This window comes from Micromonospora phaseoli (assembly GCF_900109115.1).
Lineage (GTDB): Bacteria > Actinomycetota > Actinomycetes > Mycobacteriales > Micromonosporaceae > Micromonospora > Micromonospora phaseoli.
Window position 1 is genome coordinate 97601 of record NZ_FNYV01000007.1, and the last position, 23206, is coordinate 120806.

Genomic DNA, 23206 nt, shown 5'->3' on the forward strand with positions numbered 1-23206 from the left:
CATGGCGAGCGTCACCGTCCGTTACTTCGCCGGGGCGCGCGCCGCCGCCGGCCGCGCCGAGGAGACCACCGCCGCCGGCAGGTCGCTGGAGGAGCTGCTGGCGGAGCTGGCCGAGCGGCACGGCGGGCGGATGGTGCCGGTGCTGGCGGTGTCGAGTTTTCTGGTCGACGGCGTGACCTGTCATGATCGGCAGCAGCCGCTGCCGGCCGGTGCGACGATCGACGTCCTGCCTCCCTTCGCCGGTGGCTGAGGGGGAACCACACGTGTTCGCGGTACTCGGCTTCGTGGCCACCCTTGCCCTGGTCACCGGGCTGATCCATCTCTACCTGTGGAAGCGGCTGGTAAAGGACACCACCACGGCGGGGCGCTGGCGGCGGGTCGGCACGGTCAGCGCGATCGTGTTGGCGCTGCTCGTACCGGCGACCATGGTCGGCACCCGGGCCGGGATGTACTGGCTCGCCTGGCCGGGCTACCTCTGGCTGGCGCTGATGTTCTACCTGCTGGTGCTGCTCGTCGCGCTGGAAGTCCCGATGCTGGTGACGCGGCTGGTGCTGCGCCGCCGGTCGGCCCTGGCCGCGCCCGAACCGGTCCTGGTCGGCTCGGCCGGCGCGCGCGGACCCGCACCGTCCACCGACGGGCCGGCCGCGACCGACGGGCCGACGCCGGTCGCCGAGGCACCCTCGACCGACGCCCCCGCCGAGCCGCCGGCCGCCGGCGCGATCGGGCCGGACCACGATCCGGGCCGTCGCCTGCTGCTCGCCCGGGGAGCCGCGATCTTCGCCGGCCTCACCGCCACCGGGCTGGTCGGCTACGGCGTGCGTACCGCGATGGGCCCGCCGCAGCTGGACCGGGTGCAGATTCCGCTGGCCAAGCTGCCGCGCAGCATGGACGGCCTGCGCATCGCCACCGTCTCCGACATCCACATCGGGCCGCTGCGCGGCCGGGTACACACCGAGCAGATCGTGGCCGCGATCAACCGGCTGGACGCCGACATCGTCGCCGTGGTCGGTGACCTGGTCGACGGCACGGTGGCCGAGCTGGGTGACGCCGCCGCGCCGTTGCGGGGCCTGCGCTCCCGTCACGGCAGCTACTTCGTCACCGGCAACCACGAGTACTACTCGGGCGTGGAGGAGTGGGTGGCCGAGGTCGACCGGCTCGGGCTGCGGGTACTCCAGAACCAGCGGCTGGAGATCGCCGCTCCCGGTGGCGTCCTCGACCTGGCCGGGGTCAACGACGTCTCCGCCGTGGGCAGCGGGGTGTCCGCACCGCCGGACTACGGCGCGGCGCTCGGCGACCGTGACCCGTCCCGACCGGTGGTGCTGCTGGCCCACCAGCCGGTTGCCGCGCTGGAGGCCGCGAGGTACGGCGTCGACCTGCAACTCTCCGGCCACACCCACGGCGGCCAGATGGTCCCCTTCAATCTGCTGGTCAAGCTCGAACAACCGGTGGTCTCCGGGCTGGGCGAGGTGGACGGGACGAAGGTCTACGTCACCAACGGCGCCGGCTTCTGGGGCCCGCCGGTACGGGTCGGCGCGGAGCCTCAGATCACCCTCGTCGAGCTCCGCTCGGCATAGCGCACCTCACCTTTGTAGCGTGGCGACGCGCGGGAGCGCCGCCGGGCGTGGCAGGATGCGGCGTGCCTCCGTTCAGCGCCGTACCCCCCGGTGGCCTCCCGCCATTCGTCGCGGACCTGCACATCCACTCGAAGTACTCGCGTGCCTGCAGCCGCGATTTGACCCTGCCGAACCTCGGCTGGTGGGCGCGACGCAAGGGCATCGCGGTGCTCGGCACCGGCGACTTCACCCACCCGGCCTGGTACGACCACCTGCGTGAGACGCTGCACCCCGCCGAACCCGGGCTGTACCGGCTGTCACCGGAGGCGGAACGGGACATCGCCCGCCGGCTGCCGCCCCGGCTGTCCAGCGAGGCGGAGAGCGACCCGGTCCGGTTCATGCTCAGCGTGGAGATCTCCACGATCTACAAGCGGGACGACCGTACCCGCAAGGTCCACCACCTGGTCTACCTGCCGGACCTGGACGCGGTGGGCCGGTTCAACGCCGCGCTCGGCCGGATCGGCAACCTGAGCTCGGACGGTCGACCGATCCTCGGTCTGGACTCCCGCGACCTGCTGGAGATCACTCTCGAGGCCAGCGGTGACGGCTACCTCGTCCCGGCGCACATCTGGACCCCGTGGTTCTCCGCGCTGGGCTCGAAGTCCGGCTTCGACGCGATCGCCGACTGCTACGCCGACCTGGCCGAGCACATCTTCGCGGTGGAGACCGGCCTCTCCTCCGACCCGGAGATGAACTGGCGGGTCGGCAGCCTGGACCGCTACCGGCTGGTCTCCAACTCCGATGCGCACTCACCACCCGCGCTGGCCCGCGAGGCGACGGTCTTCGCCTCGACCCGGGACTACTTCGGCATGCGCGAGGCGCTGCGTACCGGCACCGGGATGGCCGGCACGATCGAGTTCTTCCCCGAGGAGGGGAAGTACCACGCGGACGGCCACCGGCTGTGCGGGGTGAACTGGGCACCCGAGCAGACCCGGGCGGCCGGGGGACGCTGCCCGGAATGCGGCAAGCCGCTGACCGTCGGGGTGCTGAGCCGGGTGTCGGACCTGGCCGACCGGCCCGAGGGGTACCGGCCGGAGCACAGTCCCGAGGTGACCCACCTGATCCAACTCGCCGAGATCCTCGGTGAGATCAACAAGGTGGGCCCGCGTTCGAAGAAGGTCGAAGGAAAACTCACCGAGCTGGTCGCCGCGCTCGGCTCGGAGCTGGGAATCCTGACCCGGGTACCGGTCGACGAGATCGGCCGGGTCGGCGGAGAGTTGCTGGCCGAGGGGATCGGCCGGCTGCGCCGTGGCGAGGTCCGCCGGGTGCCCGGTTACGACGGCGAGTACGGCGTGATCACGCTGTTCGATCCCGCCGAGCTGGGCGGCGCCGGGGCGTCCGCCGGGCAGGAGACGCTGTTCGACGTACCGGTTCCCGCGCAGCGGCAGCCCACGGAGCCGGCGGCGAAGCCGGACACCAGGGCGAAGCGGCCGGCGGCGAAGCCCGAACCGAAGCGTAAGCCGGCACCTCCGGCGCCGCCGATCGCACCGCCACCCTCGCCGCACGAGCCGTTCGAGCCGATGCTCGCCGGGATGGAGGAGGTCGGTACCGGGCTGCTCGATCGGCTCGACGCGATGCAGCGGGTCGCCGCTTCGGCCCCCGGCGGTCCACTGCTCATCGTCGCCGGGCCGGGCACCGGCAAGACGCGGACGTTGACCCACCGGATCGCGTACCTCTGTGCCGAGCTGAACGTCTTTCCGGAGCAGTGCCTGGCGATCACCTTCACCCGGCGGGCCGCCGAGGAGTTGCAGCACCGTCTCGACGGCCTGCTCGGTCCGGTCGCCGAGGACGTCACCGTCGGCACCTTCCACTCGCTGGGGCTGACCATCCTGCGCGAGAACGCCGAGGCCGCCGGCCTGCCGGAGGGTTTCCGGATCGCCGACGACGCGGATCGGGCGGCGGCGCGGACCGACGCCGGCGAGGACCTGACCCGCTACACCTCCCTGCTACGCAAGCAGGGCATGGTCGACCTGGACGAGCTGCTCACTCTGCCGGTGGCGCTGCTGCGGGAGGACCGGCGGCTGGTCGACCGGTACCGGGAGCGGTGGCGATGGATCTTCGTGGACGAGTATCAGGACGTCGACGCGGTGCAGTACGAGTTGCTGCGCCTGCTCAGCCCCGCCGACGGCAACCTGTGCGCGATCGGCGACCCGGACCAGGCCATCTACTCCTTCCGGGGTGCCGACGTCGGGTACTTCCTGCGCTTCTCGCAGGACTTCATTGACGCCCGGCTGGTCCGGCTCAACCGCAACTACCGTTCCTCGGCACCGATCCTGGCCGCGGCGGTGCAGGCCATCGCGCCGTCCTCGCTGGTCCGCGGCCGCCGGCTGGATCCGGCCCGGCTCGACCCGGAGGCGCCCATGGTCGGCCGGTACGCTGCGGCGTCCGTCGCCGACGAGGCCGACTTCGTGGTACGCACCGTCGACGAACTGGTCGGTGGCCTCTCCCACCGGTCGCTGGACTCCGGCCGGATCGACGGCCGGTCCACCACGCTGTCCTTCTCGGACATCGCGGTGCTGTACCGCACCGACTCGCAGGCCGCGCCGATCGTGGACGCCTTGTCGCGGGCCAACATCCCGGTGCAGAAACGTTCGCACGACCGGCTGCGGGACCGCCCCGGCGTGATGGCGATCGCCCGCGAGCTACGGCACGCGTCGGGTCTCGACGGTGCCCTGCCCGCCCGGGTACGCCTCGCCGGCCAGGTGCTCGCGGAGCGGTTCGCCACCCCGACCCTCGACGGATCGGGCGGGGTACGCCCCGAGGACGTCCGGAGCGCGGTCGACCTGCTGACTCCGCTGGCCCGCCGGTGCGGTGAGGACATGGAGATGTTCCTGTCTCAACTCGCCACCGGGGCGGAGGTGGACGCGCTCGACCCCCGGGCCGAGGCGGTCACCCTGCTGACCCTGCACGCCGCGAAGGGGCTGGAGTTCCCGGTGGTCTTCCTGGTCGGTGCAGAGGACGGGTTGCTGCCGCTGCGCTGGCCCGGTTCGGCACCCGACGACGACGCCATCGCCGAGGAACGCCGGCTCTTCTTCGTGGGGCTGACCCGCGCGCAGGACCGGCTCTACGTCAGTCACGCCGCCCGCCGGGTCCGGCACGGGTCAGAGCGCGACTGCCGTCCGTCGCCGTTCCTCGACGTGGTCGACCCGGGCCTGTTCGAACGCCTGGGCGAGGGTGACGGACCACGCCGGCCGAAGGACCGTCAGCTGCGGCTCATCTGACGATCGATTCCGCTCGCGGCGGGATCACCTGACCTGGGTCGTATAGCCGACCGTCCGTCGCTTCGGTGGTCTTGTCGTAGACACTACGGTGACGTGGGCGGCGGTCATCGTCGTCGGTCGGACACCCGACGGCTTCACCGACTGGCTCAGGAGGGCGTGTATGGCGAACTACGGACCACCGGGCGGCGGCCGGCAGCCGTGGCACGAGCCGCGACCCGGTGAGGCGTACGGCCCCGGCCAGTCACCCGACCCGCAGCCGCCCTACGGACCGGGCCAGCCCTACGACTCCGGGCAGCCACATGGGTCCGGTCAGCCCTACGGGGCCGGGCAGGATTACCGGGCCAGGCCGCCTTACGGCGGTGGACCGGATTACGGCGGTGGGCCGGATTACGGCGGTGGGCCGGATTACGGCGGTGGGCCGGATTACGGCGGTGGGCCGGATTACGGCGGTCCCCGCTACGGCGCCGCCGAGCAGGGTTACCGCCCGCACCCCCATGAGACCGAGGTCCACCGGGCCTACCCGGACGAGGTCGGGGCGGCTACCGGGTACGCCGGAACGCCCGAGCCGCCACCGGAGCGCAACCGCCGCCGAGGCCCGGTGCTCGCGGTGCTGGCGGCGGTACTGGTGCTGGCGCTGGCTGGTACGACGGCGTTCTACCTGCTCGGGCAGGACGACGAGACGCCGTCCCCGGTGTCCGCGCCCACCGAGCAAGCAGCGCCGCCGCCGGACTCCGACGCCCTGGACGAGGACGAGGCACCGCCCAGCGATCCGGCGGCCAACTCGTCCACCGACCCGCGCTTCGTGCGGGCCGGCCAGTGTGTGAGCAACGAGGCGCCGGCCAGCACAAAGCCCAAGCTGCTGATCAGCGACTGCGTGTCGAAGTCGTACGAGGTGCTACAGCGCTTCGACGGCAAGACCAGCGGCGAGAAGGACGCCGAGGAGAAGTGCGCCAAGGTCGACGGCTACACCAACTGGTACTTCTACGACAGCGAGTTGGACTCCCTCGACTTCGTGCTCTGCCTGAAGCAACGCGGCTGACGCAGCCCGCCCGACTGATCGATCGGCAAAACTAGTGCTGTCTAGCATGGACGCTAGACAGCACTAGTTTTATCTCGACGGGGCAACACGCCGATAGCCTCATCTACGCATGTCTAGCCTCTCGGCTAGACAGCCCGATACTCTGCGATTCGTGGATCCGGTCCGCAACCCGTACGCCCCGGGCGCCGGCCAGCGCCCGCCCGAACTCGCCGGGCGGGGGCGGGAACTGGACGTCTTCGACATCGTGCTGGAACGCATCGCCCGAGGTCGCCCCGAGCGCAGCCTGATGCTCACCGGGCTGCGGGGTGTCGGCAAGACCGTGCTGCTCAACACCCTGCGGTCCCAGGCGATCAACGGTCTCTGGGGCAGCGGCAAGATCGAAGCGCGACCGGATCAGTCACTGCGCCGGCCGGTCGCCGCCGCCCTGCACATGGCCGTCCGGGAACTCGCACCGCGACACCGGGCACCGGACCGGATCGACGCGTTCCTCGGGGTGCTCAAGGCCTTCGCCCAACGGGGTGCGCCGACCGGCCGTGGTGGCGCTGCCCCGAAACTACGCGACCGGTGGCAGCCCGGCATCGACGTGCCGGCGGCCAGTGGGCGCGCGGACTCCGGCGACATCGAGATCGATCTGGTGGAGTTGCTCACCGACGCCGCCTCGGTCGCCAGCGACGTCGGCACCGGCATCGCCATCTTCATCGACGAGATGCAGGATCTCGGGCCGGAGGACGTCTCCGCGCTCTGCGCTGCCTGCCACGAGCTGTCCCAGCTCGGCGCGCCACTGATCGTGGTCGGTGCGGGGCTGCCCCACCTGCCGGCGGTGCTGAGCGCGGCCAAGTCGTACTCCGAGCGGCTGTTCCGCTACCAGCGCATCGACCGGCTCGACCGGATCGCCGCCGACCACGCACTGTGCGCCCCCGCCGAGCGGGAGGACGTCGAGTACGAGGCTAAGGCCCTCGACCTGCTCTACGAGAAGTCAGGCGGATACCCGTACTTCGTCCAGGCGTACGGGAAGGCGACCTGGGATCACGCGCCCCGGTCGCCGATCACCGCCGCCGACGTGCGGGTCGCCGCGCCGGAGGCCGAGGCCGAGTTGGCGGTCGGATTCTTCGGCTCCCGCTTCGAGCGGGCCACCCCCGCCGAGCGTGAGTACATGCGGGCGATGGCCACGCTCTCCCTGGTCGAGGGGGAGGCCGACGGTGGCGGACGGGACGACATGGACGCGGCGGTGCCGACCGCGGAGATCGCCCGAGCGCTCGGCCGTAAGCCCGCCAGCCTCTCCCCGGCCCGCGACGCCCTGATCAAGAAGGGCCTGATCTACTCCGGCGAACGCGGCACGGTCGCCTTCACCGTCCCGCACTTCGGCCGCTACCTGCGCACCCAACCCGCCTGACTCGGCCGGCGACCGCCACCAGCTCGCCGGCCTGATCTGTGTCAGTGCAGCAACCCTGCCCCCGGCGTGTCGGACACCCGCACTGCCCCAGATCCGACTGGCGGCACGGCCAGGCCGGGCGGCGGGGAATGGTCTGCGGTCGAGACGGGCAGCGAGTCGACGCAGACGGCGAGCAGCCCTCGGCCACCCGGCCGAGGGCTGCTCTTGACGTCGGTCAGGCGGTCGGACGGCCGGCCTTCGCCAGCTCGACGAAGCCGCGCCAGGCCGCCGGCTGGAAGGTGAGCGTGCCGCCGGCACGGTCCTTGGTGTCCCGGACGAGGACGACGCCGGGGATGTTGTCGGCGACCTCGACACAGTCACCGCCGTTGTTGCCGCTCTTGCTGCTCTTGCGCCACTGCGCGCCGGTCATCTCCATGATGCTGCCGCTTCCCTGATCAGCTCCAGGGACTGCGTCCGTGACAGCGCCTCGCCACGGATGCGTTCCCACCTGCGAGCCAGGGTAGCAACGTCCGCAGGCTGATCGATGATCTGTGATTCGGCCTGACTGTCGGCGTGACCGAGCACGCTGCCGTCGTCCAGCTCGGCAAGGATGAAAGGGCCACCCAACCCCGGGTACATGCCGACCGACGCGGGCACCACGTGGATCGCCGTCGTGGGCTGTGCGCCGCACGTCACCAGGTGCTCGCACTGCTCGCGCATCAGCGCCCGGTCGCCGTAGGCGGGCCGGCGGAGGACCAGCTCGTCCAACACCACGATCAGCATCGGCGGGTTCTCCCGGCGCAGGATGGCTTGCCGCTGGAGGCGGGCCTCCACCAGCCGGCCGACATCGTCGCTGGTCAGCGTCTCCCCGGCCAGCGTCGCCCGCGCGTACGCCTCGGTCTGGAGCAGGCCCGGCACCCAGGCCAGCTGGAAGGCGCGCAGCGCCACCGCCTCGCGCTCGATGTCCACCCACCGCCGGAACCACGCCGGCTCGCGTCGCTTGAGGAAGTCCGGCCACAGCTCGGTCACCTCTCGACCGAGCACAGCGGCGACCCGCCGCCGGGTCTGCGGGCGCGGTATGCGTCCATGGCTCGCCCATCGCGCGGCGGTCTTCGGGTCGACGCCGACCTGCGCCGCGAGGGTGTCGGCGGTCTCGCCCGCCTCGGTCATGGCGGTGACGACGGCACGGTTCACTCCACGATCCTTCCTGGACGTCCGGGGACACTCAGTATCCACTCCCATACGTGGTGTAGGCGGCAGCCAATCGCCGGCAGGCTGGCACCCAGGACGGCACGCGCCAGTGGAGGACCCCCGAACCCGCTGGTCGTGCTGTCGGGGCCGCTCCTGACCGGCGAGCACCTACGGGGGCGGCCCCTCCCAACTTTCTGTGGCGACCGAGGAGGCACCCGTGCCCGCACCGCTGCCCCACCGCGATCTCCGGTGACCGACCGTCGGCAGGAGCACGCGCCGGCACGCCCAGCGTGGCGCTGCCGGGCCTGCGGCGCACCGTGGCCGTGCCAACCGGCGAAGCTGCGCCTCCTCGCCGAGTACGCAGACAACACGCCGTCGCTCATGGTCTATCTCGTGACGCTTCGGGAGGAGGCCGCCGGACAGCTCGCAGATCAGACTTCGGTCAGGCAGGCGGGGGACCTGCATCGGCGGTTCACCGACTGGGTCCCGGTCCGCCGCTCGAAGTGAGTACGCCCGGCGCGGTCAGACCTTCGACCAGGGCGGCGGGAAGACCACCTCACCGCGCGGTGCGGGCTGCTCACCGCTGACCGTCGGCGGCAGGACCAGCGCCTGCCACGGCTCACCCAGCCCCGACCACGGGCTGGTCAGGCCCAGCTGGTCAGCCCGAGTGAAGCCGAAACGCCGGTAGTAGGCCGGGTCGCCCAGCACCACCACCAGCCGCTCGCCGAGCTCCGTCGCCGCGTCCAGGGCGGCCTGCACGACCGAGGCGCCGAGCCCGATCCGCTGCCGGTGGGGTGCCACCGCCACCGGTCCGAGCACCAGCGCCGGCACGCTCGCCTCCGCCGAACTCACCACGACCCGGGTGAGCAGGGCGTAGCTGACGACCTCACCGCCGTACTCGGCGACCATCGCCAACTCCGGAATCCAGGCGTCGCCGCCGCGTAGCTCGTCGACGAGCCGCACCTCCGGTGGGACGGCCACGTCGGGCCGGGCGAAGGCAGCGGCCAGCACCCGCCGGACCGCGCCGGTGTCGGCCGGCTCCTCCGGGCGTAGCCGCAGCGTCGTCACGCGGCGAGATTACCGCCTGCGGCTCGTCCATCCACGACGGTCTCGGGAACTGGGCACGGTGGCGTGGTCACCCGATCGATCGAGATGTGCCGTTGCCGGGCGTGGCGATGGCCGGAACAGGGTATGACTGGTCCATGACGCCCGTACGATCCCTCGCCCGCGCCATGCTGAGCGGCATCTTCGTGGTCAGCGGCGCCCGCAACTTCGCCAACCCCGAACGCCTGGTGCCCGCAGCGAAACCGATCACCGACCGGGTGGCGCCGCTGCTGGCAGGGGCCCACCCGCGCATCCCCACGGACACCGCGACCCTGGTCCGCGCCAACGCGGCGGTGCAGTTCGGCGCCGGACTGATGCTGGCCACCGGGCGGCTCACCCGGCCGGCGGCGTTGGTCCTGGCGGGCACGCTGATCCCGGTGACGCTCGCCGGGCACCCCTTCTGGAGCAACGACGATCCGATCGCGAAGAACAACAACCAGATCCACTTCCTGAAGAACCTGGGTCTCCTTGGTGGGTTGTTGCTCGCTGCGGCGGACACGGAGGGTAAGCCCGGGCTACGCTGGCGCGCCGGACACCGGATCGGCCACTCGCGACGCTCGGTGCGCCGTGCCGTGCGGACCGCCCGGCGCGAGGCCAGGATCGCCGTCCTGTCCGCCTCCACCGCTCGACGCCTACCCGGCTGAGCTGCGCTTGTCCGCCCCCGCGCCCCGACTAAGGCCACGAATCACCTGAACCACCCACCAAGCGTTAACGCGGTGGAAATATCAAGAGAATGTGTGGGATCGGACACGGTCGCATAACGCGGGAGGCACTGACGTGATGCGCCGTTCTAGGCTCCGTACTGGACCTGGACGGGTAGGACGACACTGGTACGGGGGTGGCCACGCCATGCCGACGATCGTCGGTAGAGGGCTGGACCGCCTCGCTACAGTCCGTCGCGCAACGCGTGGGATCGATCGTAGGACAGTCGTACGGGCGGGCATCGTGGCCGCCGTCGCCTACGCCGCATGGCTCGCCATCGGTGCGTTCGGGCGTCCGTACAACTTCTTCGACATGAAGATCTACCACGGCGCGGTTGTCTGGTGGGCGAGCGGTCACGAGCTGTACGAGTTCGTCGCGCCCGACACAACCCTGGGCTTCACCTACCCACCCTTCGCCGGCCTGGCCATGCTGCCGATGGCGCACCTGCCGGTTGCCCTGGCCGGCCTACTGAACGCCACGGTCAGCATCGCCGCACTGGCCGTGGTGCTGGCGGCGCTGCTGCGCCCGATCGTCGACCGGTTGGGTTGGCCCCTCTGGTGGACGGTGGCCATCGCCACGCCGCTCGCCGTCGCCATCGAGCCCACTCGGGAAACGCTCGGCTACGGACAGGTCAACCTGCTGCTGTTCGCCCTGATCATGGCCGACCTGATCGCGCTGCGCTGGCGGTCCCGCCGGGGCACCCATCAGGCCGAGAACGACGGGGCACTACTGCGGTTCGTCTACGGTGGCGCGTGGGCCGGTGTGGGCATCGGCCTGGCCACCGCCGTCAAGCTGACCCCGGCCCTCTTCATCTTCTACTTGATGATCACTCGGCAGTGGCGGGTGGCCGCGACGGCCGTCGGCACCGCCGTAGCCGTGACGATCGGCAGCTTCGGCGTCGTCGGCACCGAGTCCCGCGCGTACTTCGGCAGCGTGCTGTGGCAGACCGAACGGGTGGGCGCCGCCGACATGACGCCCAACCAGTCCCTGGCCGGCCTGCTGGCCCGGCTCTACGACTCGATCGAGACCCCCGGGCTGCTCTGGCTCGCCTTCTCCGTGCTGATGCTGGCGCTCGGCCTGTCCCGGGCCGCCAACTCCCACGCCGACGGCGACGAACTGACCGCGTTCACGCTGGTGGGCCTGACCGCCAACGTGATCAGCCCGATCTCCTGGACGCATCACCTCGTCTGGGTGATCCCGGCGATCATCGTGCTGGCCGATGCCGCGGTACGCCGCCACGACGCCAGCCGACTACCGGCACTTCGCCCGGCGACGGGGCCGTACGGCGGCCCGCCAGGAGTGTCCACACTGCGCCCGCCGATCTGGTATCCCACGCTGACCGGTCTCCGGCACGGCGTCGCCGCGATCGGGCTCTACCTGCTCTTCCTGATCTCCCCGATCTGGCCGTACGAGCACCAGTTGCCGGAGGTCTCCCACTATGACGACGGCCTGTTCGGCGCGCTGATGGAGAACTCCCTGGCGCTGGCCCTGATCGTGCTGGTCGCCGCGCTGCCCTGGCGGCCGGGCGCGGAACCCGCCTTTCACACCGACCGGATGGCGCGCACCGCGATGCTCTACGGCCGGCGGTAGCGCGCCACGTCCGGCACCCTGGCGCAGGGCCCAGGGGCCGGGCATCGCCGGTGGGGCGAGGAGGCACACCGTCAGGGGCAGTTGACCCACTCGTCGGTGCCGTCGGCGAAGACCTGCCGCTTCCAGATCGGCAGCCGAGCCTTGACCTCGTCCACCAGGCGCGCGCAGGCGGTGAACGCGGCGGCCCGATGTGCGGTGCTGACCGCTGCGGCCAGGGCGACGTCGCCGATGGCCAACGGACCGATCCGGTGCGACACGGCCACCGCGTAGACGTCGGGGTCCTCGGCGATCTCTTCGGCGACCTCCCGCAGCAGCTTCTCGGCGCTCGGGTGGCCCTCGTACTCAAGGCTGGTCACCGAGCGGCCGTGGTCGTGGTCGCGGACCACGCCGGCGAACGAGACCACCGCGCCCGCCCGACGGTCGGCGACCGCCGCCTCGTGCGCGGCGATGTCGAGCGGCTCCTCGCTGACGGTGCTGATAACGGTCACCATGCGCGCTCCCCGGGCAGCAGCGGTAGCGGTACGACCGGCACCCGGTCTCCGGCGACCCCGGCGCTGCCCGGCCGGATCACCGCGAACCCGTCCGCGGCCGAGAGCCCGCGCAGCATCGCCGAGCCGACATGCCGGACCGGATGGGCCGTCCCGGCGACCCGGTCGAGCCGGACCAGCGCCAGATGGGTGTGGTCACCGCGGCCGGCGATCGGTTCGGCGAGGGTGACGTGCGGCAGCGCCGGCAACGGCCGGCCGGTGAGACCGGCCAGCAGCGGGGCGACGAGCGAGACCAGGGCGACGATGGCGGACTGCGGATTTCCCGGTAGCCCGGCGACGAACCGGGCCCGCCCGTCAGCGCCGACCACCTGGGCCAGCAGCATCGGGAAGCCAGGACGCACCGCGACCGTGTTGACCACGTAGTCCGCGCCCAACTCGGCCAACGCGGGATGCAGGTGGTCGACCGGACCGTGCATGGTGCCGCCCGTGGTGCAGACCAGGTCGACGCTGCCCAGTGCGGCACGCAACGCGGCCACGTGGGCGGTCAGCGTGTCGGCGACCGGGCCGACCACGTCGGCCGGGCTCACCTGGCAGCCGTACCGGCGCAGCCAGCCCGGCACCGCCGGGCCCAGCGCGTCACGGACCCGACCGCCGCCGGGCGGCCCCTCGGTGAGCAGTTCGTCGCCGAAGACCAGCAGGGCCGCGCGGGGCTGCCGGCGTACCCGCAGGTTGTCGTGGCCGCAGGAGGCGGCCAGACCGATCACCGCCGGGTCGACCGGAGTGCCGACCGGGAGCAGTGGCTCGCCGGCGGTCGCCTCCTCGCCGGGCCGCCGCCACTCCGGCGTGGCTCGCGGCACGCCGTCGACCAGCCCGTCGGCGGTACGCGTCGACTCCTCCACCCGCAGCACAGCGGAGGTGCCCACCGGCACCATCGCCCCGGTGGCGATCTCGACCGTCGTCCCGTCCTCGGTCAACGGGGCCGCAACCCCACCGGCCAGCACCCGGCCGGTCACCCGCCACGGGCCGGTACCGCGCACCGCCCAGCCGTCCACACTCGACGTCGGGAAGGCCGGCAGGTCGGTCCTGGGCGTGAGCGGTTCGGCGAGGGTGTGCCCGTCGGCCTCGGCGAGGGGACGCTCGACGGCGGGAAGCGCGGCGGCCAGGCCGACCGCGTGGACCCGGGTGCGTGCCTCCGACCAGTCGGTCGGTGGTGGCGCGGTGACCTCATCGGGGGATGCGGTTTCCGTTCTCACCGGCCGAGCCTATCGGGTTGCCTGGTGGTCGCCACCGCGTAACTGGTCGACGGTGTGCCCGAGAATCGGCCCCAGCACGGCGAGGCCGTCGCGCGCCCCCCCTGTCGAGCCGGGCAGGTTCACCACCAGCGTGCGACCGGCCACCCCGGCCACGCCGCGGGACAGCGCGGCGGTCGGCACCTTGTCGCGGCTGTGCGCGCGGATCGCCTCGGCGATGCCGGGGATCTCGTAGTCGAGCAGGGCCCGGGTCACGTCCGGGGTCCGGTCGGTGGGGGTGATCCCGGTGCCACCGCTGGTCAGCACCACGTCGACGCCGTCCGCCACGGCCGCCCACACCGCCGCGCCGACCGGGTCGCCGTCGGGCACCACCACCGGATCGTCCACCGTGCAGCCCAACTCGCGCAGACCATCGACGAGTAGTGGACCGCTGGTGTCGGCGTAGATGCCGGCAGCGGCCCGGTTGGAGGCCACCACCACCCGGGCGCGGATCACAGCCGGTCCTCCGGACGCTCCCACAGACCTGTCTTCCCGCCTTCCTTGCGCAGCACCCGGACCGCGTCGACACTCGCCGCCGGATCCACCGCCTTGACCATGTCGACAAGGGCCAGCCCGGCGACCGCGACCGCGGTGAGCGCCTCCATCTCCACGCCGGTGCGGTCAGCCGTGCGGGCGGTCACGGTGATCTCGACCGTGTCGACGGTCGGCACCAACTCGACCGTCACACCGTGCAGCGCGATCGGATGGCACAGCGGGATCAGATCAGGGGTGCGCTTGGCACCCATGATCCCGGCCAGTCGCCCCACCGCGAGCGCGTCACCCTTGGGCAATCCGTCGCGGCGCAGCAGGTCGATGACCTCGGGGGTGGTCCGCAGCCGGCCGGCGGCCACCGCCACCCGGCCGGTGATCTGTTTGGTGGAGACGTCGACCATGCGGGCCGCACCAGCGGCGTCGACATGGGTGAGCTGGGCCGGTTCGGTCACGGTCGCGAGCCTATCCCTCCGGTACGACAGCGCCGATGATGCTCGGAAGGAGCGACGCCCGGGCGCCGCTCCTTCCTCACCAGCCTGCCGTCGGTCGCTGGGGAGACGGACGGCAGGGGTCGCGACGAGATCCGGCTACTGGCGGATCTCCCCCCGTCGGCGAACGCTTCGGACGCTAGTGGGCCCGGCGATAAGAAACCGATAGAGTGCCGGCCCTGGCCAAGGGTCAGTGATGACCTTCGGCCATCGGTGCGCCGTTCGGCTGCTGCCGGTGCGGCGCGGGCATCGTCGGTGTTGCGGGCGCGGACGGTGCCGGGGATGCGGTCTCGGCCAGGCGCCGTTCGATCTCGAACTGCTCCGGCACACCCATGCGCCTGAAGATCGCCAGCGCCCGCTCCCAGTGTCGGCGCGCCTCGGCCCGATCGGTGACGAGCAGATGCTCGCCCAGTCCGGCCAGCGCCCGCCCCTGCTCGTAGGGATGGGCTATCCGGGTAGCCACCCGGAGTGCTTCACCGTGCAGACCGATCAGCCGTTCGGTGTCCGCGGAACGGGCGAGCGTCAGTGCAAGGTCATTCATGGCGGCGGCCTCCACGTGCGCCTCACCCGAGTCGACCGCCAACTGCCGTGCCGCGTCGTGCTGGAGCACCGCTTCGTCGATACGCCCGAGGCCCCGCAACGCGATGCCGAGATCGTTGCGTACCTCCGACTCCGCGTAGCGGTGACCGGTCCGCTCCCGCATCAGGAGCGCCGCCCTCAGCAGTCGCATCGACGCCTCGTACTTTGCCATCCGACACTTGACGGCACCGATGTGGCTCAGGGCGTTGAGCAGGTGGAACTGGCTACCGACCTGACGGCCGACGTAGAGGTGCAGCCGGTGCAGCCGCAGCGCCTCGTCGTACCTGCCGAGCAGCGTCAGCGCGAGTCCGATGTTCGGCAGGAAACTGGGCACCTCGTCCGCGTCGTACACGTCTGGGCTCCGCAGGCCGTCCAGACCCACCCGGACAGCATCCTCAAGATCGCCGCGAATCCAGTGTACGGCGACCAGGTTGGTCCGGTAGCGGCCGACATTCCTCAGGTCACCACCCCGCTCGGCGATGCTCACAGCCTCACTGACGTGCTTCAGCGCTTCTCCGTAATTACCCGTTCGCAGGTGGGCGGAGGCGAGGTAGTTGTGCATACAGGCGACTGCATTATCGTCCTTGGCCGCCTTCGCCGCCGCCAGCCCATGTTGATGAGTGAAGATGATGTCGTCGAAATAGCCGCGAACATAAAGGAAACGCCACAGCAACCGCGCCAAGCGCCAGGCGTCATGATGGTGCCCCCACTCACGAGAGCGCTCGACGAGCGACATCAAGTTTGCCCGCTCGACCTCCATCCATTCTTCAGTCGACACACCCGAGGCGTTCAAGAGGTCAGCGCGGCGCGGCCGCCCGAGGCTCACGTGCCTCCGGACGAACTTGGACTCAAGATTGTCGACGACAGCGAAGGCCAACTGAAGCATCAGGTCGCTCAGGTCCGACAGCGCCTTGCCTCTGGTGCTCGCGCAGTCGTGCTGGATCGACAATTCGTGGGCATACTGCCGGATCAGATCGTGCATCCGGTAACGCCCCGGCCCAATCTCCTCCACGAGATGGCACTCAAGAAGGTCGTCCAGTGCATCGACGGTCTCACCGAATGGCAGGCCGGACAGCGCAGCGGCAGCTGGCACACCGAAGTCATCGCCCGGATGGACGCTGAGCAGCCGGAACAGCCGCTTGACAGGTCCGGTGAGCGGATCGTAGGACACCGCGAAGGCTCCCGCCACGCTCCGGTCCCCAGCGGCGAGATGATCCAGTCTGCGGAAATTGTCGGCCAGCAGAGCCGTGAGATCGACCAGGCGCCACGTCGGACGATGCGCGAGCCGCGAGCCGGCAAGCCGGATCGCCAGCGGAAGACCACCGCACTGTTGCACCAAGGCGATCGCCGCCTCCGGGTCGGCCGCCACCCGTTGCCCTCCGGCGCTGGACCTGAGCAGCGCGACACCTTCCGCCGGTGTCATCACGGACAGCGACACCGGCGGGCCCACATCCAAGCCGATGATGCGCCGCCGTGACGTGACAAGCACCACGCTGCCGGGCGCAGTCGGCAGCAACGGCCGGACCTGCTCGGCGTCCGCCGCATTGTCGAGCACAATGATTACCCGACGACGGGCAAGTTCCCGCCGCCACAGGATGAGTCGCTCTCCGAATTCCGGCGTTATCCGGCCACCTGGTACGCCCAACTGACGCAACAGCGTCGCCAACGCCGTCGAAGGATCTACCCGCTCGACGCTGTCGTGCCCCTTCAGGTCGATGAACAACTGTGCGTCCGGATAGCCGCCGGTGAGTTTGCCGGCAACATGCACGGCCAGGGACGTCTTACCGCTGCCCGCCATGCCGTCGATCAGATGAACTGCCGCAGTGAGCTTCCCGACGCGCGACGTCTCGGACAGCAGGTGCTCGATGATGTCTGCCCGGCCCACGAAGTCCGCCAAGCCCCGGGGCAGGGCGTCAGGCGTCGGAACCGGCTCCGTCGGGGCGATCACCTCGAACGGATGTCGACCCGCAGGATCGCTGTGCCGCGATGTCCGCTCGTGCTCGACAATCCGAAGGTACAACTGCCGCATCCCGGTCCCGGGATCGACGTTCAACTGCTCGCGCAGCGTTCGCTGCGCGGTGGTATACGCGGCGATCGCGCCCGCGTGGTCTCCTCGCAGATGAAGCGCCCGCATGAGGAGGAGATGAGCCGGCTCCCGAAGCGGTTGCATGATCAGCAATTCCCTCAACGCCGGTAGCGCGTCGTCATAGCCGCCGAGGCGAATCTTCAGCTCGGCGAACAACTCGGCCGCGAGCATCCGGTCCTCCGTCGCGGCCGCTACCTGGGCGGAGAGCGCCGGCCCGAGTGGAACTCCGGTGAGCATCGGCCCCTGCCAGATCGGAAGGGCACAGGACAGCACGTCGACCGCCGCCGTCTCGTCCGTCCTGGCGAGCCGGCGTGCCTCGGCGACCTCGGCCTGGAAGGCGAAGACGTCCACCGCCGAATGCTCGACATCGAGGCGGTAGCCGTCTCGGGCGCGGATCAGCACCTCCCGCGCTGGAACCATTGCCTCGATACTCCGGCGTAAGTTAGCCGCATAAGTACGGACATTAGGCACGGCCGAGTGCGGCGGACCGTCGGGCCACAGTTCATCGACAAGTTGGTCGACCGATACCAACCGCCCAGGGTTGCAGGCGAGCATGGCGAGTACGGTCTGTTGTTTCGGCGTCCCGGGGGGCAGCACCCCCGCGCCGAGGCGCACCGCGAGACCGCCGAGGACTTGAATCTGCACCGGCCCCTCTGACTGCATTCAAAGGATCACTGTATGCAGCTTAGCGCTGCCGCCCGCCGGTAAGTTGCACCGGTCGCAGCAAGCTCAACCGAAGCGGCGATGAACTGAATAGAGACCTCTAGCCACACTTGATTGACCGCATTCCGGCGACCGGGCAGCGAAGTTCAGCCACCATGGAACAGTCCGTCAATAGAGCAGGACAGAACGTGATGCGACTTCTCCATATTAGCCTATTATGCGCATTAAGACATGAATAGTCGCTAAATGCCCGCAAGCGTCCCTAGGGTCTGGCAACACGGTGTTGACGTCAGATTCAGCTGGGGGTCGAGATGAACTCGCACGAATGGAACTGATCCTCCTGTCCGATCAGGAGTAGCCGGAGTACGCTTGCGGAGCGCAACCCCCCGGTGACGAATGGGGATGATGCTTGGCTCGGCAGGCCCGACAGACCGAGACCGATCAGCGGCTCATGCTGCTCGTCGGTCTCGTCGTCGTTCTGGCCGGCCTCGCCGGAGCGGTCTCTGTCGCCCACCTGCCCAGCTACGGTGCTACCACGGCGACCGTCACCTGGGCGACCCTGATCTCCCTCGTCGCGGTCGGCTTCATCGTCAAGGTCCGGGTTCGCATCCGCTCCACGAACCACGACATTGCCTGGACCGAGACGGCCATCGTGATCGGGCTCGCTGTGGCACCCGCCCCCGTGGTCATCCTTGCCACCGGCATCGGAATCGCGATCTCCACCACCCTGACCGGCAGCTCGCCGATCAAGAGGGCATTCGGCATCGGCAAGAACATGCTCGTCGCCACCGCCGCCGGCCTGGTGCTCCACGCGTTCGAGTGGCCGACCGCCAGCTCAGACCTCACCGAGACAGGCATCCCCCTGGCTGTCGCCTACCTCGCCGCAGTGCTGCTCGACGAACTCGTCACCCTCCCGGTCATCTCGATGGCGACCGGCACCTCGTTACGCACCTTGTTCCGCGAGGACTGGGGTCTTCGCATCAGCGCGGCTCTCGCCCGCCTCGTCGTCATTGTCAGCACGGTGCTGCTCATCAACATCGACATCCGACTGCTCCTCGCGGTGCCGCCGTTGATGCTCAACCTCCACCTGCTCTACTCGGCAAGGATCCGCTCCCGCACGGAGCAACAGGTGTGGCAGCGGCTCGCCCAGACCACCGACGCGCTCAACGTCGTCGAACTGGGCGACGTCCTAACCACCGCGGTCACCCGGGCCGCCGAGCTCTTCTCCGCCGACGAGGTGGAGGTCGAGCTACGCGACGCCGACCGGGTCGTGCGCGGCGGCGCCGACGGGGTCACCTACGACGGTCCGGTCGGCGAGCCCACCACCGTGCAGGGCGCAGTGGTCCCCGTCCGCCTCGAAGGCCATGACAAGACGGCCGACGTGGGCATGCTGAGGCTGCGCTTCCGTGGACCGGTGAAACTCTCCGAGCGTGAGCACTACACCTTGTACACGTTCGCCTCGGCGCTCTGCACCGCCATCCGCAATGCCCAGGCGTACGCCGAACTCGCCCGGGTTGCACAGGCACACGCGCACGACGCCACCCACGACGCGCTGACCGGACTGGCGAACCGGCGCCACCTGCTCGACGCGGGGAACGAGCAGCTGCACCAACGGCACGCCGACGGGGTGACCGCCCTGGTGTTGATCGACCTGAACCACTTCAAAGAGGTCAACGACACCCTCGGTCACGCCGCTGGCGACCAGATGCTGGCCGCGGTAGCCGAGCGGCTACGCGCCGCCGCCCGGGCCGACGACCTGGTGGCCCGGCTCGGCGGCGACGAGTTCGCGGTACTCCTGCGGGCCCTGCCCGCCCCCGCGGTGGCCGCGCACCGGGCCGAGACACTGCTGACGGCGCTACACGAGCCGTTCGACGTCGAGGGCATGCGGATCAACGTCGAGGCCAGCGGCGGCATCGCCGTCGCCCCCGCCACCGGCGGCATGGTGGAGCTGCTGCGCCGCGCGGACGTCGCCATGTACCAGGCCAAACGGGCCGGGCAACGGATAGCCAGCTACGCACCGGCCCGCGACACCGCCGACCTCGGGCGCCTCGCCCTCGGTGGCGAACTGCCCCGCGCCGTCGCCGATCACGAGTTCACCGTCAACTTCCAGCCGATCGTCGACCTCGGCACCGGCGAGGTCATCGCCGCCGAGGCGCTGGCCCGGTGGCGCCACCCCACCCACGGCATGATCGACCCGCTGCGCTTCCTGGAGGCGGTGGAGCGCTCCGGGCTGCTTCCGGCGTTCGCCGAAGCGATCCTCGACGAGGCGCTGATCGCCGCCGGCAGCTGGCGCGACGCCGGCTTCGACGTACCGGTGGCGGTCAACGTGTCGCCCCGGAGCCTGCTCGACGCCCGATTCCCCGGGGCGGTGCTGGCCCGCCTGCGCGCGCACGACCTGCCACCCGACCGGCTCGTCCTGGAGCTGACCGAAACCCTCACCCTCAGCCAACTCGACGTGGTCGACCAGGTACTCACCCGGCTGCGCGACTCCGGTGTCCGGCTCGCCCTGGACGACTTCGGCACCGGCTACTCCTCGCTCTCGCTGCTCTCCCGGATCCCCGTGCACGAGCTGAAGATCGACCGTAGCTTCGTCACCGCCATGGAGTCCTCCACCGAGGCCGCGGCGATCATCCGCTCCACCCTGGACCTCGGTCGCAGCCTCGACCTCGCGGTGGTGGCCGAAGGAGTGGAACGGGAAGCGCAGCGTCGGGCGCTCTGGGAACTGGGCTGCACCGCCGGCCAGGGTCATCTCTTCGCCCGCCCGCTACCCGCCGGCACGCTGCTCGCGGTGCTCCAACGCGGCACCGGCGGCCGTGCGGGTTGTCTCGCGGCCGCGCTGCACGACGCGGGCGCGGTGGTCCGGCTGCCGCAGGGCCGCCGGCAGGGGGGCCGGGGCCGCCACCTGCCGGCCTGACACACTTGCCCGGGTGAGCACCGCCACCCCGCCCGTCCACCGCCTCGGGTGGTGGCACCGGCTCGACACCGCCGCCGGCGGTCTCGCCCTCGACCTCGGCCTCTACGCCGTATCGGCCGCCTTCGCGGCGGTCACTGCGGGCACCTCGACCCTTGTTCCGCACCGCGCCTGGGGCGCAGTCGCGGCCCTGGGCTACCTCACCGTCGCGCTTCTGGCCACCGGTCAACTCCTGCTCCGCCGCCGTCGACCGGGCTCGACCCTGGTCGGGCTGCCCGCGCGCTGGCTGGTCACCGGCCTCGCCTGGGCCGGTGTGGCCCTGCTGCCGTTGATCTGGCAGAGCGTGCAGCGCGCTGCGGGACGCACCGACCGGGCCCAGGAGGAGGTGCTCGTCGTCGAGGAATCAGGACGACGGCTGGTCGAGACCGGCACCCCCTACCTGGGGCCGGACGCGATCGCCGCGCTGCCCGCCGGCGAACAACTTCTCGGCTACACCCCGTACCAGCCGGGGATGGCCCTGTTCGGGCTGCCCCGTGCGGCCCTCGACAGTTGGTGGACCGACGCCCGGATCTGGTTCGCCGTCGGTACCGTGCTCGCTCTCGTCGTCGCCGTCCGCGTCCTGCGGCAACCCGTGGGCACAGCGGGGCCGACCCGACCCCACGCCGCCCTGCTGCGCGGGATACAGGCCGCCACCGTGCTGCCGGTCTGCGCGCTGACCCTGGCCACCGGTGGCGACGACCTACCCGTACTCGCGCTCTGCCTGCTGGCGCTCGCGTTCGCCGCCACCGCCCGGCCCGGCTGGGCCGGCATCGTCGTGGGGTTGGCCGGCGCGCTCAAACTCTTCGCCTGGCCGGTCGCCGCGGTGCTGATCATCTGGGGGTTGACCCGACGCGCCGGCCTGCGGGTCACCGCCGGCGCGCTGGGCCTGCCCGCTGCCGCGCTGCTGCCGACCCTGCTGGTCGACCGCGAGGCGCTGGTGGAGAACGTGCTGCTGTTCCCGCTCGGGCACGGCCAGGTATCCAGCCCCGCACAGTCGCCGTTCCCCGGCTACCTGGTCGCGAACGTGCTGCCGGCAGGACGGGTGGTCGCCGCCGCGCTGCTGGTCGCCGCCGGGGTGGCCATCGCGGTGCGACTCGCCCGCCGCCCGCCCCGCACCGCCCGCACCGCGGCGCTCGTCTGTGGGTACGGGCTGTTGGTGGCGATCCTGCTGATGCCCACCACCCGGTTCGGTTACCTCCTCTACCCGGTCGCGTTCCTCCTCTGGGCAGCAGCGCTCGACATTCCCGGGATCCGGCAACCGACGGGCGAAGACGTCCCGCAGCGCGTAGACCTGAGAGCATGACCGCCTACCGTGACCGTGCCGACGCGGGCCGGATGCTCGCCGACCGCCTCACCGCCCTCATCGGCGAACCCGACGTCACCGTGCTGGGCCTGGTACGCGGCGGCGTTCCCGTGGCCCAGGTCATCGCAGAACGCCTCGGCGCGCCGCTGGACGTGCTGGTGGTCCGCAAACTCGGTATGCCCTGGGCCCCCGAGGTCGCCTTCGGCGCGCTCGGCCCCGGCGGCGTACGCGTGGTCAACGAGGTGGTCGCCGGTCAGCTCGGCCCCGACGACATCGCCGAGGTCCAGCGGCGAGAGCAGGCGGAGCTGGACCGGCGCGAACAGCTCTACCGGGCCGGTCGGCCGCCGCTGGGCCTCACCGGACGCACCGCCCTGATCGTCGACGACGGGCTGGCCACCGGGGCGACCGCCCGCGCGGCTGTCCAGGTCGCCCGCCAACTCGGCGCCCGCCGCGTCGTGGTCGCCGTCCCGGTCGGCTCCCAGGAGGCGTACGAGATGCTGGCCGCCGAGGCCGACCAGGTGATCTGTGCCCAGCGGCCACCCACCTTCACCGCGGTCGGCGCGTACTACGACGACTTCCACGAGGTCTCCGACGGCGAGGTCACCGACGCGCTGACCGCTGTCGCGTGAATCGACCAGGTACCGTCGGGTCATGAGCCTGAACTGTCCCAAGTGCCACGGAGAAATGCGGCAGTACGAACGCAGTGGCGTCGTCATCGACCAGTGTGGCGAGTGCCGGGGGATCTTCCTCGACCGCGGTGAGTTGGAGAAGCTGTTCGAGGCGGAGGCCAACTGGAGCGCGCAGCAGACCTCCGCCGCGCCCCAGCCCGCCGCTCGGCCGGGCGGCTACCCGCCACCGCCACCACCCGCTCCCGCGCCGCACCAGCCGGGATACGGTGCCGTGCCCCCGCCGCCCCCGCCGCCCGGCTACCCGGCACCGGCCTACGGCCACGCTCAGCAACAGCAGCACTACGGTTACCACGGGCACTACCGGCGCAAGAAGCGAAAGAGCTTCCTGGACGACATGTTCGGCTGAG

Annotated in this window: 19 protein-coding genes; 11 read left to right on the plus strand and 8 right to left on the minus strand. The window is 71.0% G+C overall.

The genetic code is table 11. The features are described 5' to 3' along the window. Position 1 precedes the first annotated feature (1 nt). From BMY89_RS18690 to BMY89_RS18710, 5 genes are all read left to right on the plus strand, one after another. Positions 2-250 carry a MoaD/ThiS family protein gene (locus BMY89_RS18690; protein WP_092381302.1) on the plus strand — a complete coding sequence of 83 codons (249 nt, stop codon included), beginning with the start codon at positions 2-4 and terminating at the stop codon, positions 248-250. A gap of 13 nt (positions 251-263) precedes the next feature. Then, entirely contained in the window at positions 264-1574 is a 1311-nt protein-coding gene (locus tag BMY89_RS18695; RefSeq protein ID WP_092381533.1) for a metallophosphoesterase, read from the plus strand. 62 nt (positions 1575-1636) lie between these two features. Beyond that, positions 1637-4834, plus strand: coding sequence for a UvrD-helicase domain-containing protein (locus BMY89_RS18700; RefSeq protein ID WP_092381303.1), 3198 nt, complete (start codon positions 1637-1639; stop codon positions 4832-4834). Between the two features lie 160 nt (positions 4835-4994). Beyond that, complete coding sequence (locus BMY89_RS18705; protein ID WP_092381304.1) at positions 4995-5873, plus strand: LppU/SCO3897 family protein; 879 nt, start codon at positions 4995-4997, stop codon at positions 5871-5873. Between the two features lie 151 nt (positions 5874-6024). Then, the gene (locus BMY89_RS18710; RefSeq protein WP_092381305.1) at positions 6025-7266 is read left to right on the plus strand and encodes an ATP-binding protein; all 1242 of its coding nucleotides are present in this window, start codon (positions 6025-6027) and stop codon (positions 7264-7266) included. 214 nt (positions 7267-7480) lie between these two features. Here BMY89_RS18710 and BMY89_RS18715 read toward each other — a convergent pair whose 3' ends face one another. From BMY89_RS18715 to BMY89_RS18730, 3 genes are all read right to left on the minus strand, one after another. Beyond that, on the minus strand, positions 7481-7675 hold the full coding sequence (locus tag BMY89_RS18715; RefSeq protein WP_092381534.1) for a DUF397 domain-containing protein: 195 nt from the start codon (positions 7673-7675) through the stop codon (positions 7481-7483). Further along, positions 7672-8439, minus strand: coding sequence for a DUF5753 domain-containing protein (locus BMY89_RS18720; protein WP_092381306.1), 768 nt, complete (start codon positions 8437-8439; stop codon positions 7672-7674). Before BMY89_RS18720 ends, BMY89_RS18715 begins: the two co-directional genes overlap by 4 nt. 519 nt (positions 8440-8958) lie before the next feature. Then, positions 8959-9504, minus strand: coding sequence for a GNAT family N-acetyltransferase (locus tag BMY89_RS18730; RefSeq protein WP_092381308.1), 546 nt, complete (start codon positions 9502-9504; stop codon positions 8959-8961). Positions 9505-9638: 134 nt separating this feature from the next. Between BMY89_RS18730 and BMY89_RS18735 the strand changes: the two genes are divergently transcribed. Then, entirely contained in the window at positions 9639-10184 is a 546-nt protein-coding gene (locus tag BMY89_RS18735; RefSeq protein ID WP_092381309.1) for a DoxX family protein, read from the plus strand. Positions 10185-10389: 205 nt separating this feature from the next. Further along, a complete protein-coding gene (locus BMY89_RS18740; protein WP_092381310.1) occupies positions 10390-11832 on the plus strand; it encodes a glycosyltransferase 87 family protein in 1443 nt (480 codons plus the stop codon). A 71-nt stretch (positions 11833-11903) separates the two neighbouring features. Here the strand turns inward: BMY89_RS18740 and BMY89_RS18745 are convergent, their stop codons facing one another. The 5 genes from BMY89_RS18745 to BMY89_RS18765 all read right to left on the minus strand — a co-directional run bounded on the left by BMY89_RS18745 (position 11904) and on the right by BMY89_RS18765 (position 17917). Continuing rightward, on the minus strand, positions 11904-12323 hold the full coding sequence (locus BMY89_RS18745) for a molybdenum cofactor biosynthesis protein MoaE (protein WP_092381311.1): 420 nt from the start codon (positions 12321-12323) through the stop codon (positions 11904-11906). Then, positions 12317-13573 carry a molybdopterin molybdotransferase MoeA gene (locus tag BMY89_RS18750; RefSeq protein WP_092381312.1) on the minus strand — a complete coding sequence of 419 codons (1257 nt, stop codon included), beginning with the start codon at positions 13571-13573 and terminating at the stop codon, positions 12317-12319. The genes BMY89_RS18745 and BMY89_RS18750 overlap by 7 nt, the downstream gene beginning before the upstream one ends. Before the next feature lie 9 nt (positions 13574-13582). Beyond that, entirely contained in the window at positions 13583-14065 is a 483-nt protein-coding gene (locus BMY89_RS18755) for a MogA/MoaB family molybdenum cofactor biosynthesis protein (protein WP_092381313.1), read from the minus strand. Next, on the minus strand, positions 14062-14553 hold the full coding sequence (gene moaC / locus BMY89_RS18760; protein WP_092381314.1) for a cyclic pyranopterin monophosphate synthase MoaC: 492 nt from the start codon (positions 14551-14553) through the stop codon (positions 14062-14064). Before moaC ends, BMY89_RS18755 begins: the two co-directional genes overlap by 4 nt. Positions 14554-14779: 226 nt before the next feature. Further along, positions 14780-17917 (minus strand): AfsR/SARP family transcriptional regulator, encoded by a 3138-nt coding sequence (locus BMY89_RS18765; RefSeq protein ID WP_092381315.1) that lies wholly within the window; start codon positions 17915-17917, stop codon positions 14780-14782. A 409-nt stretch (positions 17918-18326) separates the two neighbouring features. Here BMY89_RS18765 and BMY89_RS18770 point away from each other — a divergent pair, with 409 nt between their 5' ends. From BMY89_RS18770 to BMY89_RS18785, 4 genes are read left to right on the plus strand one after another with little or no spacing between them, the layout of a single operon-like run. Continuing rightward, the gene (locus BMY89_RS18770) at positions 18327-20831 is read left to right on the plus strand and encodes a putative bifunctional diguanylate cyclase/phosphodiesterase (protein WP_372433341.1); all 2505 of its coding nucleotides are present in this window, start codon (positions 18327-18329) and stop codon (positions 20829-20831) included. A gap of 13 nt (positions 20832-20844) precedes the next feature. After that, a complete protein-coding gene (locus BMY89_RS18775) occupies positions 20845-22170 on the plus strand; it encodes a glycosyltransferase 87 family protein (RefSeq protein WP_092381535.1) in 1326 nt (441 codons plus the stop codon). Further along, positions 22167-22799 carry a phosphoribosyltransferase gene (locus BMY89_RS18780; RefSeq protein WP_092381317.1) on the plus strand — a complete coding sequence of 211 codons (633 nt, stop codon included), beginning with the start codon at positions 22167-22169 and terminating at the stop codon, positions 22797-22799. The genes BMY89_RS18775 and BMY89_RS18780 overlap by 4 nt, the downstream gene beginning before the upstream one ends. A gap of 22 nt (positions 22800-22821) precedes the next feature. Further along, positions 22822-23205, plus strand: coding sequence for a TFIIB-type zinc ribbon-containing protein (locus BMY89_RS18785; RefSeq protein ID WP_092381318.1), 384 nt, complete (start codon positions 22822-22824; stop codon positions 23203-23205). Position 23206: the final 1 nt, after the last annotated feature.